Here is a 14,015-nt window from a genome sequence, read left to right on the forward strand (position 1 = left end):
AAAATGGAACAGTTACAAATTGGTGATATAAAAGTGACATGGTTAAAAGGTGGAAATACACATTTAGACGGTGGAGCAATGTTTGGCGTTGTACCGAAAGTACTTTGGTCACGTAAATATAAACATAATGATACAAATCATATTTATTTACGAACAGATCCGTTACTTTTGCAAACGAAAGACGGCAACATGCTCATTGATTCAGGTATAGGAAATGGTAAATTGAATGAAAAGATGAAGCGGAATCAAGGTGTAACGGAAGAGTCGTCAGTTGAGAATTCTTTAGAAAAGCTGGGACTAAAGCCTGAAGATATTCATTACGTTTTAATGACGCATCTTCATTTTGATCATGCATCTGGTTTAACGAAATGGGAAGGTGATCAACTTGTACCAACTTTTCCAAATGCGAAAGTTTACGTAAGTGAAACAGAGTGGAATGAAATGAGAAGTCCAAATATTAGATCCCGTAATACATATTGGAAGGAAAATTGGGAGCCGATTGTAGATCAAGTTGTTACGTTTCAGCAAGAAATAGAAATTACAGCTGAAATAAAAATGGCGCATACAGGCGGTCATAGTGATGGACATGCAGTTATTGCTTTAGAAAGCCAAGGAGAAACGATGCTTCATTTAGCAGACCTATTGCCGACGCACGCCCATCAAAATGTATTATGGGTAATGGCATACGATGATTATCCGATGACATCGATTGAAAATAAGCAAAAGTGGATGAAGTATGGAGCTGAAAAAGGAGCATGGTTTACTTTTTATCATGACGCATATTACCGGGCGGTAAAGTGGAATGAGGAAGGTCACATTGTAGAAAAGATAGAGAGAAAAACGAGTATAGAAGCATAAAAAGAGGCGGTTGTTCCAGAATATTTGTTGGAGCGACCTCTTTTTTATTGTTGGTCTTTTTCGGTAAGTCGATACAGTGGGGAAATTGCCGATAAAATTGAGGAATCACTGATATAAATCGAATTGCGCCGATATATTCGAAAAATCGCCGATATAAATTTAATCACTATCCACAATTAAAAAATAAGAGGTTCACCTAATGGGAACCCTCCGTTTTATGCTGCTATAACCTCTAAAACAGTACCTGTTTTAGCATCAACTAAAAATTCAAATCGTTCTTGTATATCATTTAACATCGTTGTAAGACCGCCGCGATAAACTTCATATGCGACATCATATTTTTCAAATGTCTCTGGAACCATATGTACCCAAGAGCCAGTAATTTCACCTTTATGACTTAATGCTTGTTTCACCATTTTCAATGCTTTCTCTGAAGAAATATGGGATTGTTCTTGTACTTTGTTTGCAACGAAATAACCAGCTGCGAACCCAACGCCAAGACCTGCTACTAAACCTTTCCAGCTCATATATTCACCTCAATTCTATAAAATAAAAATAGTGTACCGATAATAATTATAAAGCAAATACAGCTAAAAAAGAAGAAACTAGAAACATTTCGAAAATTTCGTTACAATAAAAGAGGTATTCTACTAAGGTTTGAAAGAAGGGGACTTCGTGAATAAAGAGACATTACAATTATTTCGTACGTTAACAGAATTACAAGGTGCATCAGGTTTCGAACATGATGTACGCCGTTTTATGAAGCAAGAATTAAGCAAATATGCTGATGAAATTGTACAAGACGGTTTAGGTAGCGTATTTGGTCTGAAAAAAGGGGACGAAACTGGCCCACGTGTTCTTGTAGCAGGTCATATGGATGAAGTAGGTTTCATGATTACGCAAATTACGAAAAACGGAATGCTTCGTTTTCAACCATTAGGCGGCTGGTGGAGCCAAGTACTATTAGCTCAGCGCGTACAAGTGATGACAAAGAATGGTCCTGTTATTGGGGTTGTTGGTTCTATTCCTCCTCACTTATTAAGTGACGCGCAACGTGTAAAACCGATGGATATAAAAAATATGTTAATTGATATAGGTGCAGATAGCTATGAAGATGCGATTGAGATTGGTGTAAAACCAGGACAACAAATCGTGCCAATCTGCCCGTTTACGCCGATGGCAAACGAAAAGAAAATTATGGCGAAAGCTTGGGACAACCGTTATGGATGTGGCCTTGCAATCGAATTACTAAAAGAATTAAAAGACGAAACATTACCAAACACATTGTACTCTGGTGCGACTGTACAAGAGGAAGTTGGTCTTCGCGGTGCTCAAACTGCTGCAAATATGATTCAACCAGATATTTTCTATGCGCTTGATGCAAGTCCAGCCAACGATGCATCTGGTGACAAAACACAGTTCGGTCAATTAGGAAAAGGTGCTCTTCTTCGTATTTACGACCGTACGATGGTAACACATAGAGGAATGCGAGAATTCATTTTAGATACAGCAGAAACACACAACATTCCGTACCAATACTTTATTTCACAAGGTGGTACAGATGCGGGCCGTGTACATACAAGTAACTCAGGTATCCCATCAGCAGTAATTGGTGTTTGTGCACGCTACATTCATACACATGCTTCTATTTTACATGTTGATGACTATGCGGCAGCAAAAGAGTTAATTACGAAGCTTGTAAGAGCAACGGATAAAACGACGTTAGAGACAATTAAAAATAACGCGTAGAGAAGAAGGGCTGAAGAGCCTTTCTTTTTTTGGATTGAATAGATGACCCATCCATGTGTGGGAGCGGTTAGTGCCTAATTGGTGCTCGAATGGTGTATTAAGACCCTAGATAGGAAAAGAGAGGAAGGCTGTTTTTGTTTTTGAAGACGGTAATATTGTTAGAAAAAACCTTCTTTTTTAGCTTGAATAGATGACCCAGCGATGAGTGGGAGCGGTCAGTGCTTAATTGGTGTTCGAATGATGTATGAAGACTCCAAGTAGGAAGTGAGAGGAAGGCTGTTTTTGTTTTTGAAGACGGTAATGTTGTTAGAAAAAACCTTCTTTTTTAGCTTGAATATAGATGACCCATCCATGAGTGGGAGTGGTCAGTGCTTAATTGGTGTTCGAATGATGTATGAAGACCCCAAGTAGGAAGTGAGAGGAAGGCTGTTTTTGTTTTCGAAGACGGTAATGTTGCTAGAAAAAACCTTCTTTTTTAGGCTGAATAGATGACTTGGTAATATGTGGTAGTTGTTGATGCTTAATTCGTATCTGATAGGGATATTAGAATAGAATGATGAATTTTTATAGAGGTGAACGAAATGAAAGTAGTAGTAGGATCAAAGAATAAAACGAAGGTTGGCGCTGTGGAGAAGGTTTGGAAAGATGCTGAAATTACATCTCTTTCTGTTCCGTCAGGAGTATCAGCTCAGCCTTTCTCAGATGAAGAGACGATGCAAGGAGCGATCAATAGAGCGAAGCGAGCGCTAGAGGAAGGAGAAGCTCAAATTGGTATTGGACTAGAAGGCGGCGTAATGAAAACGGAGCACGGTTTATTTATGTGTAACTGGGGCGCGCTAGCAACAATGGATGGGAAAGTATTTGTGGCCGGAGGAGCGCGTATTACGTTACCAGACGATTTTTTAGCACCTCTTGAAGATGGTAAGGAATTAAGCGAAGTGATGGAAGAGTTTGTGCAGCGAAAAGATATTCGTAGTCACGAAGGTGCTATCGGTATTTTTACAGATGATTATGTCGACCGCACGGAATTATTTGTACACGTTGTTAAGTTGTTAGTTGGGCAATATAAGTATGACAAAAAGCAAGCATAAACCTTGCACCGTGCGCGATGTATGGTAGTATAAAAGAAAGATTATAACATGAAAAATGCACCCGTTAGAGGAGGAAATATAGATGAAGTCATTAGAAAGCATGGAGCAATTCCAACAGTTAAAAAATGAAGAGAATGTAGTCTTTATGTTCTCAGCAGAATGGTGCCCAGACTGCCGCTTTGTAGATCCATTTATGCCAGAAGTAGAAGAGAAATATAGTGATTTCTCATTTTACTATGTAGATCGTGATGAGTTTATTGATCTATGTGTAAAATTAGACGTATTTGGCATTCCGAGCTTTGTAGCGTACAATAAAGGTGAAGAAACTGGTCGCTATGTAAACAAAGATCGTAAAACACAAGAACAAATCGAAGAGTTCATTGAAGGTTTAAAATAAGGCAATTTGCCAATTGAATTGTAAAACAACCTCTACCTTCGCGGGGGAGGTTATTTTTTTGGAAGGGAGGAAAAAAGAGATGAAGATGACAAGTAAAAAGATGAAAGATGAGTTAATAAAGAAATTATCTCGCCCAGAATGGGACTTTCAGTATGATAGTGAGAAAGAAGTTTTACGTATTGAACAAAAAGACTCCAAAAAAGGTATTAACGTATCGCTTCCAGGAGTTGTGGCAAAATGGGAAGTGAACAAGGAAAAGGCAATTGAAGAAGTTGCTTATTACGTACAAGAAGCGCTAATTGCGATGCATAAAGAAGAAAATAGCGGAGCGAAAATTTTACCTGTTATTCGCTCTACTTCTTTCCCGAAACAAGCAGAAGAAGGAAATCCGTTTATTATGACGGATCATACGGCGGAAACACGTATTTACTACGCGCTAGATTCGAATAAAACGTATCGACTAATTGATGAGCGTCTATTACAAAAATTAGAACTTACAGAACAGCAAGTGCGTGAAATGGCATTATTCAACGCACGCTCATTAGGTTATGAATTTAAACAAGACACAGTAGCGGGTAATACATTCTACTTTTTAAACACAAATGATGGGTATGACGCGACTCGTATTTTAAACGAATCATTACTACAATCGATGCGTGAAAAGATTTCTGGTGACATGGTTGTTGCTGTTCCTCACCAAGATGTATTAATTATTGCTGATATCGTCAACGAAATCGGTTATGATATTATTGCACAAATGACAATGAAATTTTTTGCCGAAGGGCATGTTCCGATTACATCACTTTCATTCGTATATGAAGATGGAGAATTTGAACCAATCTTTATTTTAGCGAAAAATCGGAAGAAGACAGATGGAAAAGAGAAAGGATGAACGAAGTGAACGTTTTTTACAACCTTGAAGGAATTGGTGACACTTTAATTGTTGCCTTACAAGATATTACTTTAGAGAACCGTACTTTTGATCGCAAAGGAGATGTTGCACGCGTATATGATCGTGAAAGCAATATAACAGCAGGATTCAACATCTTTAATGCATCTTCTTACTTAGAAGTAAAAGAAACAGGCAACCTTACATTAACGAAAGAGCTTGTAGAGAAAATCAACGAAATTTTAGCGAAGAATGGCTTTGAAGAAACAGTAGAAGCAGATCTTTCTCCGAAATTTGTTGTAGGCTATGTAGCTGAAAAAGAAAAGCATCCAAATGCTGACAAGCTAAACATCTGTAAAGTAGAAATCGGTACAGAAACATTACAAATCGTATGTGGTGCACCAAACGTTGATGCAGGACAAAAAGTTGTCGTTGCAAAAATTGGTGCTGTAATGCCAAGTGGTATGTTAATTAAACCAGCAGAACTTCGCGGTGTTCCTTCTTCTGGAATGATCTGCTCTGCACGTGAATTAGAGCTTCCAGATGCTCCACAAGAAAAAGGTATCCTTGTATTAGAAGATAGCTTTGAAGTTGGACAAGAGTTTAAATTTTAATTGATATAAGAAGAGAGAGGTTGTCCTTTTGGACAGTCTCTCTTTTTGTTTTGTCATTTTTTGTTGGTAAGTCGATATTCCGTGTCGAATCGTTGATATATGTAGAGTTACGATAGATATATTTGAAAAATCGTTGATATATGTAGAGTTACGATAGATATATTTAAAAAATCGTTGATATATTGAGAGTTGTGATAGATATATTTAAAAAATCGTTGATATATGTAGAGTTACGATAGATATATTTGAAAAATCGTTGATATATGTAGAGTTACGATAGATATATTTGAAAAATCGTTGATATATGTAGAGTTGTGACAGATATATTCAAAAAATCATTCATATTATAAGGATGTCACCTTTTTTCTTAAAATCTATATTGTATTTTATAAACAAACTAGTTAAAATTTAGAAAAATAGAAGGGGATAGACGTATGAAACAACAAATAAAAATCGCAGAACTTCTAAAACGAATTGAAACTTCAAAACAGCAAGATATTGAGCTAGGTACTTATGAAATATATGTGTTTAGTGAAAGTGAATTAGAAAAAGGACAAATCGGTTACCGATACGATAAACATAAAAATTCATTAATAAGTGAAGAAAACGGAAAGTGGCAAGAAGGATGGATTACAATTGGATATGAAACGGATATGGGCGATCCAGTTTTCGTAAATATAGATGATGACGCTTATCCGGTTTATACTGCAGAACGTGGTACAGAAAAATGGCAGCCAGTTTATATTGGAAATATGGATGAGATTATAGGGCAATTATAAGAAAAACTTTGAATCCGGTGCAAAGTGATGGGAGAGAAGTATGAAGTATATAAAAATAATGAGCATGATTGCATTCATTGGAATATATATGGCCGGTTGTTCACAAGAGCAGCCGAAAAAAGAAACTACATCTTCTATACAAGAGAAAAACAAAGATACCAAAGAAGACGCACCGGTAGAAAAGCAGCAAGAACAAGAAAAGAATGAAGAGTCACAAGCAATTCAAACGAATGAGCAAGTAGAACATAAGCAAGAGGAAGTATCATCTGAGGAAAAGAAAGAAGAAACTACGCCAGTACAGCCAACTGAGCAACCAGTGCAAAATAATGAACAAAAAGTAGAGAGTAATGAAAAACAAGAGAAGTTTCTCGTTGTTATTGATCCAGGGCATCAACAAAAAGCGAATTTAAATTTAGAGCCAATTGGACCAGGGGCAACAACGCAAAAATATAAAGTGACAGACGGTACAACGGGTGTTGTGACGAAAAAGAGAGAGGCTGTACTTGTATTAGAAATGGCTTTTTTATTAAAAGAAAAGCTTGAAGCAAAAGGGATACAAGTATTAATGACGAGAACATCACAAGATGTTGATATAAGTAATAAAGAACGGGCGACATTCGCAAATAATCATAAGGCTAATTTATTTTTACGTCTTCATGCAGATGGTTCTGAAAATCCAAACGAAAGTGGATTTGCTGTATTGACACCGGCAGAAGGAAGTCCGTATACGAAAGAGATTTATGCGGAAAGTCTTCAAATCTCTCAAATGATTGTTAATAAAATGAGGGAGAACCAGCAAGTGAAAGTAAATGGAATTAAATTTCGGGATGATCTTTCTGGATTTAATTGGGCAAAGGTTCCTGGCGTACTATTAGAACTTGGGTTTATGTCAAACCATGAAGAAGATAAAAAATTATCTGACCCGCAGTATGTAAATTCTTTATTGCAAAGTGTAACGGATAGTGTAGATGCATATCGGAAGAGTAAAGCTTAAACGCAGTCTTACATGAAAGGCTGCGTTTTTCTATATGAAACACTCGTAAATTAGAATATTGTGGATAAATATGACATGCTTAATTTTACCTGCACTTTTTGCCGAATGCTGATACAATAAAGGATGTTACTATTTAGTAGAAAGAGTGGTAAGCATGTTAGATTGGATGAAAAAGCTGTTTAACAAAGAGGAAGAACAAACAGCGATGAATAAAGAAGTACCAAAGCAAATTGAAAGTCAGCCGAAAATTCCTCGTGTAAACCACTACACTGAAGCAAGAGAAGCACAAATGGCAAGTAGGAATGCAGGTAAATGCCGTTTTCCTTTAGTACCGGATAATGGGTTCGATGAAGAGGATGAAAGCGAAGTAAATCGCTTCGAAGAACAACCTGTTCAAGGAGTAACATATGAAGAACCTACTGCCCAAAGAGGAATAAAGGTGGAAAGAAGCAGACGACCGTATGTGGAAAAGGTAGTTTCTACATATGAAGAGCCGGAAGTGCAATATGAACCGGTGCGGGAGTCTGTCGTTAAAAAGGCATCTGCACCTTCGCAAGAGAGTAACCGTAGACCATTTCGTCCAACAGAAATGATTTCGCCAATTTATGGATATAATCGTCCTTCAGTAGAGAAAAAGGAAGAAAAGCAGGAGGAAGTAAAGGAAAGAGAAGACCTTGAAATATCTGTAGAGGGTAAATCAGTCGTTGATGCATGGTTAGAGAAAAAAGGATATAAATTATCTGATTTCTCAGAAGGACAAGCACCAACTTCTTCTAGTCATAGAGCTGCTAACCAGCAAGGAGAGCAACAATATGAAGAGAATAAAAAGGAAGAAAAGTCAGTAGTTGATCAATGGCTAGAGAAAAACGGTTATGAAATCGAACGCCAAGTAGTGCCTTTAGTAGAAGAAAAAGAAGTGATTCAAGAAATGAGTACACCGCAGGAAGTTTCAGCGGATGAATTACTTCATAAAACAGTAGCTGAGCAGATGGAAAGTGCTAAGCTAGAAAAAGATGTAGTGGTGTTAAACGAAAACAATCTACAAGAAGAATTAGTAGCTTCTAAAGTAGAGCACGAGGATACAATATTATCAGAAGAAATTAAACGTAACACAGAAATAAAACAACCTACTATTGAAGTAGAAAAGCAAGCTCCAGAAGAATCAGTGATTGTTAAAGCAGAAGAAAAACTTGAAGAAACAATCATTGTGGAAATACCAGAAGAAGTGTCAAAAGTAGAAGTAATTGCAGAAACGGAAGAGCTTGAAGAAGTAGTTATGGAAACAGAGGCACCTGAAGAAGTGGAAGCAGAAGGGTCAGAAGAAGTGGAAGTAATTGCAGAAACGAAAGAGCCAGAAGAAGTAGTTATGGAAACAGAAGAAGTGGAAGTAATTGCGGAAGCGAAAGAGCTAGAAGAAGTGGAAGTAATTACAGAAACAGAAGAGTCAGAAGAAGTGGAAGTAATTGCGGAAGCAGAAGAAACAGAAGTGATTGCAGAAACAAAAGCGCCTGTAGTAGAGACATTTGTAGCACTTGAGGAAATTCAGCAAGAAGATGAAGCAATTGAACAAAAGAGTGAATTCATACATGTTGCTGAGGCTGATGAACAAACGAAGAAAGATGTTCAAAGCTTTGCGAATGTTTTAATTGCAGAAACAGAGGAAAATAGACGAGTTGTAGAAGAAGCACAGGTCGCAGAAGAGCAACGAGTTGTAGAAGAAGCGCCAGTCGTAGAAGAGCAACGAGTTGTAGAAGAAACACCAGTCGTAGAAGAGCAACGAGTTGTAGAAGAAACACCAATCGCAGAAGAGCAACCAGTTGTACAAAAAGAAGAACCAAAACGTGAGAAAAAGCGCCATGTACCATTTAATGTTGTTATGTTGAAACAAGATAGAACACGATTAATGGAAAGACATGCAGCTAGAGCAAATGCAATGCAGCCTTCTGCTAATGTACGAGTAGAGAATAAGCCAGTACAACAAGAGGTAGCAGAACCACAAGTGGAAGAACGCCCAGTGCAGCAAGTAGTAGCAGAACCACAAGTGGAAGAACGCCCAGTGCAGCAAGTAGTAGCAGAACCACAAGTGGAAGAAAACCCAATGCAGCAGGTGGTAGTAGAACCACAAGTGGAAGAACGTCCAGTGCAGCAGGTGGTAGTAGAACCACAAGTGGAAGAGCGCCCAGTGCAGCAGGTGGTAGTAGAACCACAAGTGGAAGAACGCCCAGTGCAGCAAGTAGTAGCAGAACCACAAGTGGAAGAACGCCCAGTGCAGCAAGTAGTAGCAGAACCACAAGTGGAAGAGCAACCAATGCAGCAAGTAGTGGTAGAGCAAGTACAAAAGCCAATTTCAAGTACGGAAGTACAAGAGAAAGCATATGTTGTAAATCAAAGAGAGAACGATATGCGAAATGTATTGCATACACCACCGACATATACTGTTCCACCATTAGCGCTGTTGTCGATTCCAAAGCAATCAGCGTTAGATAATACAGAATGGTTAGAGGAGCAGAAAGAATTATTAGATACAACGTTTAATAATTTTCACGTTGGCGCACATGTTATTAATGTATCGCAAGGGCCAGCGGTAACTCGTTTTGAAGTACAGCCAGACCCAGGTGTGAAAGTAAATAAAATTACAAACTTAAGTGATGATATTAAGTTAAGTTTAGCTGCGAAAGATATTCGTATTGAAGCGCCGATTCCAGGGAAGAGTGCAATTGGAATTGAAGTTCCAAATAAAGAAAGCAAGCCAGTATTTCTTCGCGAAATTTTAAGAAGTCCTGTATTCACAAAGAGTGAATCACCGCTTACTGTTGCGCTTGGACTTGATATTTCAGGGGACCCAATTGTAACGGATATTCGAAAAATGCCGCACGGACTTATTGCGGGTGCAACGGGTTCAGGTAAAAGTGTGTGTATTAACGCGATTTTAACGAGTATTTTATATAAAGCGAAACCACATGAAGTGAAGTTAATGTTAATTGATCCGAAGATGGTTGAGCTTGCACCATACAATTCTGTTCCGCATCTTGTAGCACCTGTTATTACGGATGTAAAAGCAGCGACAGCTGCATTAAAATGGGCAGTTGAGGAAATGGAACGCCGTTATGAATTGTTTGCACACGCAGGTGCTCGTGATTTAACTCGCTACAATACGATTGTAAGTGAGCGAGAAATTCCAGGAGAGACATTACCTTATATCGTTATTGTCATTGACGAGTTAGCCGATTTAATGATGGTAGCACCTGGTGATGTTGAGGAAGCGATTTGTCGTATTGCGCAAAAAGCACGTGCTTGTGGTATTCATTTATTAGTAGCGACGCAGCGTCCATCTGTAGATGTTATTACAGGTTTAATTAAGTCAAACATTCCAACGCGTATTGCGTTTACTGTATCATCTCAAGTTGATTCGCGTACGATTATTGATATTGGGGGCGCGGAGAAATTACTTGGCCGTGGTGATATGTTATTCTTAGGGAACGGTACATCTAAACCAGTTCGTGTACAAGGTGTATACGTATCGGATGATGAGATTGAAAAAACAGTTGATCATGTGAAAAAGCAAATGAAGCCGAATTACTTATTTAAGCAAGAGGATTTATTAGCGAAAACAGAACAAGCTGAGTCGGAAGACGAATTGTTCCTTGATGCATGTCAATTTGTTGTAGAACAAGGGGGAGCGTCCACATCTTCTGTACAGCGAAAATTCCGCATCGGTTATAATCGCGCGGCACGTCTCATTGAAGAGATGGAATCGCAAGGAATTATTTCTGAAGGTAGAGGAACGAAACCGAGAGATGTCCTTATTTCTGAGGATGAATTTGCCGCTATGCAGGAAACAAATGTATAGTAAACGGTTTTGCTGTATACTAAGAGAAAATGTTGGATAGTAAAGTAGGGAGTAAAGCGACATGAAAGAAATTGAATTAAAATTAAAAGGTGAAATAAATAGACTAACAAATAAAACATTTAAATTTGACGAACGTGTTGGAGAAGGTTGGTTCTCTGCCGTTTACTTTTTAAAAACTAGAGAAATCATCGAAGAATTTCGCCCGAAAAGTGTTGTAACGATGCAATTTTTCCAAAAGGAAAATGCAGTTCTTTGCGGAACGGATGAAGTAATTGCATTGCTACAAACATTCGCTAAAAATCCTGAGGAACTTGAAATTAACTCTTTAAAAGATGGCGATAAAATTAGTCCATTTGAAACAGTGTTAACAATTCATGGTCCTTATGAAAATTTCGGATTTTTAGAAGGTGTCATTGATGGGATTTTAGCTCGTCGTACATCGGTTGCGACAAACGTATATAACGTTGTCCAAGCTGCGCGTAGCGTAGATAAAGAAAAACCAGTTATTTTCATGGGAGACCGTGATGATCATTATACACAACAAGCTGGTGACGGTTATGCAGCATACATCGGAGGTATGAGCGCACAAGCGACGCATGCGATGAATGAATGGTGGGGCAAAAGTGGTATGGGGACGATGCCTCACGCATTAATTCAAATGTTTAATGGTGATGTTGTGGAAGCGGCAAAAGCATATCATAAGAAATTCCCAGAAGATGAATTAGTTGTACTAATTGATTACAATAATGATGTTATTACAGATGCACTTCGCGTAGCGCGTGAATTTGGATCAACATTAAAAGGTGTACGTGTAGATACGTCCCGCACGATGATTGATCAATACTTTATTCGCCACCCAGAAGTACTTGGAACATTCGATCCACGTGGTGTAAACCCATCGCTTGTATTCGCACTTCGTAAAGCACTTGATGAAGAAGGATTCCAGCATGTAGACATCGTTGTAACTGGTGGATTTGATGAGAAGCGTATTCGTGAATTTGAAGCTCAAAACGTACCTGTTGACATATACGGGGTAGGAAGTAGCTTATTAAAAATGAATATTGGCTTTACTGGTGATAATGTAGAACTAAATGGGAAACCAGAAGCAAAAGCTGGTCGTAAATATCGTCCAAACCCACGTTTAGAGCGTGTTCAATTAGAAAAAAGAGAAGAGATGTAAAAGAGAGAAAAACTGATAGGTGATTGACCCTATCAGTTTTTCTGTTATCATAGTATAGCGGCTTCTTTTTTGCTATAATGGACTTATTATGGACATATAAAGAAGTACGTACGAGTTTATCCTGATAAGTGAAGGGAAAGAATAACTTCACTACATCAAAAATGTATGATGATTACCAAAATAAGAAAAGATTCATATACTGTCTTATAGATAGGCCGTTGTATTAGTTCGAAATGTTGGAGGTTCTTTAAGATGACAGTTTACCATTTTGTAGGAATTAAAGGAACAGGAATGAGTTCATTAGCGCAAATTCTTCATGATATGAAGCATACTGTTCAAGGGTCTGATTATGAAAAGCGTTTCTTTACACAAACAGCGTTGGAAAAGCGTAGTATCTCGATCCTTCCTTTTGATAAGAATAATGTAGAAGAAGGACAAGTGATTATTGCAGGAAATGCATTTCCTGATACGCATGAAGAAATCGTAGCAGCAAAAGAATTAAACATCCCAGTCCATCGTTACCATCATTTCTTAGGTGACCTGATGAGCCAATACACAAGTGTTGCTGTAACTGGTGCACACGGAAAAACATCAACAACAGGTTTGTTAGCCCATGTAATGCAAGGTGCACACCCAACATCTTACCTTATTGGAGATGGAACAGGGCATGGGGTAGAAAATAGTAAGTATTTTGTATTTGAAGCTTGTGAGTATCGTCGTCATTTCTTGTCTTATAATCCAGACTATGCAATTATGACGAATATTGATTTTGATCATCCAGATTATTTTGCAGACATCAATGATGTATTCAGTGCATTCCAAGAGATGGCATTGCAAGTGAAAAAAGGCATTATTGCATGTGGAGATGATGAAGAACTTCAAAAAATTCAAGCGAAAGTACCTGTTATTTTCTATGGATTTGGAGAAGATAATGATTTCCAAGCACGCAACATTCAAAAGAGAACAGATGGTACGATATTTGATGTATTCGTTCGTAACACGTACTATGATACGTTCAAAATTACAGGATACGGCAATCACAGCGTATTAAATGCGTTAGCAGTAATCGCGCTTTGCCATTATGAAAATGTTGATGTAGAAGCAGTAAAACATCAATTAACAACTTTTGAAGGCGTAAAACGTCGCTTTAATGAAAAGCCGATGGGAGAGCAAGTAATCATCGATGACTACGCGCACCATCCGACAGAAATTAATGCAACGATTGAAGCAGCTCGTCAAAAACATCCAGAGCGTGAAATTGTCGCTGTATTCCAGCCGCATACATTCTCACGTACAGAAAAGTTCTTAGATGAGTTCGCAGAAAGCCTAAGCAAAGCTGACCAAGTATACTTATGTGATATTTTCGGATCAGCACGTGAAAACAAAGGTGAATTAACAATCGAAGATCTGCAAAAGCGTATTGACGGTGCAGAATTAATTACAGATACAACAACGGATGTATTAAAGAAACATAAAAACGGCGTTCTAATTTTCATGGGCGCAGGTGACATCCAAAAATTCGAAGCGGCTTACGTAAAAGAAGTTCAAGTTGCAGAGAAATAATAGAAAAGACGCATAGCTTGGCTGTGCGTCTTTTTTGTTGTGTTCAACTTT

The 14,015-nt window shown here is 38.1% G+C and carries 12 protein-coding genes; 11 read left to right on the forward strand and 1 reads right to left on the reverse strand.

Features of this window, described 5'->3' with window-relative positions:
• Nucleotides 1-3 precede the first annotated feature (3 nt).
• Nucleotides 4-858 (forward strand): YtnP family quorum-quenching lactonase, encoded by an 855-nt coding sequence (locus ACTFO4_RS00955; RefSeq protein ID WP_000436845.1) that lies wholly within the window; start codon nucleotides 4-6, stop codon nucleotides 856-858.
• 215 nt (nucleotides 859-1,073) lie between these two features.
• Here the strand turns inward: ACTFO4_RS00955 and ACTFO4_RS00960 are convergent, their stop codons facing one another.
• Entirely contained in the window at nucleotides 1,074-1,385 is a 312-nt protein-coding gene (locus ACTFO4_RS00960) for a PepSY domain-containing protein (protein WP_000118540.1), read from the reverse strand.
• A gap of 148 nt (nucleotides 1,386-1,533) precedes the next feature.
• On the opposite strand from ACTFO4_RS00960, the gene ACTFO4_RS00965 reads away from it, so the two are divergent.
• The 10 genes from ACTFO4_RS00965 to murC all read left to right on the forward strand — a co-directional run bounded on the left by ACTFO4_RS00965 (nucleotide 1,534) and on the right by murC (nucleotide 13,964).
• Nucleotides 1,534-2,607, forward strand: coding sequence for a M42 family metallopeptidase (locus tag ACTFO4_RS00965; protein WP_326234576.1), 1,074 nt, complete (start codon nucleotides 1,534-1,536; stop codon nucleotides 2,605-2,607).
• Nucleotides 2,608-3,188: 581 nt separating this feature from the next.
• On the forward strand, nucleotides 3,189-3,698 hold the full coding sequence (locus ACTFO4_RS00970; RefSeq protein ID WP_326234575.1) for a DUF84 family protein: 510 nt from the start codon (nucleotides 3,189-3,191) through the stop codon (nucleotides 3,696-3,698).
• 82 nt (nucleotides 3,699-3,780) lie between these two features.
• Nucleotides 3,781-4,095, forward strand: coding sequence for a thioredoxin family protein (locus ACTFO4_RS00975; protein ID WP_000838193.1), 315 nt, complete (start codon nucleotides 3,781-3,783; stop codon nucleotides 4,093-4,095).
• A 79-nt stretch (nucleotides 4,096-4,174) separates the two neighbouring features.
• Nucleotides 4,175-4,987: a DUF1444 domain-containing protein gene (locus tag ACTFO4_RS00980; RefSeq protein WP_000784588.1), complete on the forward strand. Its 813-nt coding sequence runs from the start codon at nucleotides 4,175-4,177 to the stop codon at nucleotides 4,985-4,987.
• Entirely contained in the window at nucleotides 4,984-5,598 is a 615-nt protein-coding gene (gene ytpR, locus ACTFO4_RS00985) for a YtpR family tRNA-binding protein (RefSeq protein ID WP_326263005.1), read from the forward strand. The genes ACTFO4_RS00980 and ytpR overlap by 4 nt, the downstream gene beginning before the upstream one ends.
• Nucleotides 5,599-6,032: 434 nt before the next feature.
• Nucleotides 6,033-6,377, forward strand: a complete 345-nt coding sequence (locus tag ACTFO4_RS00990) for a hypothetical protein (protein WP_000813166.1) — start codon at nucleotides 6,033-6,035, stop codon at nucleotides 6,375-6,377.
• 40 nt (nucleotides 6,378-6,417) lie between these two features.
• On the forward strand, nucleotides 6,418-7,371 hold the full coding sequence (locus ACTFO4_RS00995) for an N-acetylmuramoyl-L-alanine amidase (RefSeq protein ID WP_326234574.1): 954 nt from the start codon (nucleotides 6,418-6,420) through the stop codon (nucleotides 7,369-7,371).
• 154 nt (nucleotides 7,372-7,525) lie between these two features.
• Complete coding sequence (locus ACTFO4_RS01000) at nucleotides 7,526-11,221, forward strand: DNA translocase FtsK (RefSeq protein ID WP_440013263.1); 3,696 nt, start codon at nucleotides 7,526-7,528, stop codon at nucleotides 11,219-11,221.
• Nucleotides 11,222-11,282: 61 nt separating this feature from the next.
• Nucleotides 11,283-12,401 carry a nicotinate phosphoribosyltransferase gene (locus ACTFO4_RS01005; RefSeq protein WP_000658370.1) on the forward strand — a complete coding sequence of 373 codons (1,119 nt, stop codon included), beginning with the start codon at nucleotides 11,283-11,285 and terminating at the stop codon, nucleotides 12,399-12,401.
• 252 nt (nucleotides 12,402-12,653) lie between these two features.
• A complete protein-coding gene (murC, locus tag ACTFO4_RS01010) occupies nucleotides 12,654-13,964 on the forward strand; it encodes a UDP-N-acetylmuramate--L-alanine ligase (RefSeq protein WP_000219468.1) in 1,311 nt (436 codons plus the stop codon).
• Nucleotides 13,965-14,015 lie beyond the last annotated feature (51 nt).

It is taken from the genome of Bacillus cereus group sp. MYBKT14-1 (genome assembly GCF_051915185.1).
GTDB classification, from domain to species: Bacteria; Bacillota; Bacilli; order Bacillales; family Bacillaceae_G; genus Bacillus_A; species Bacillus_A cereus.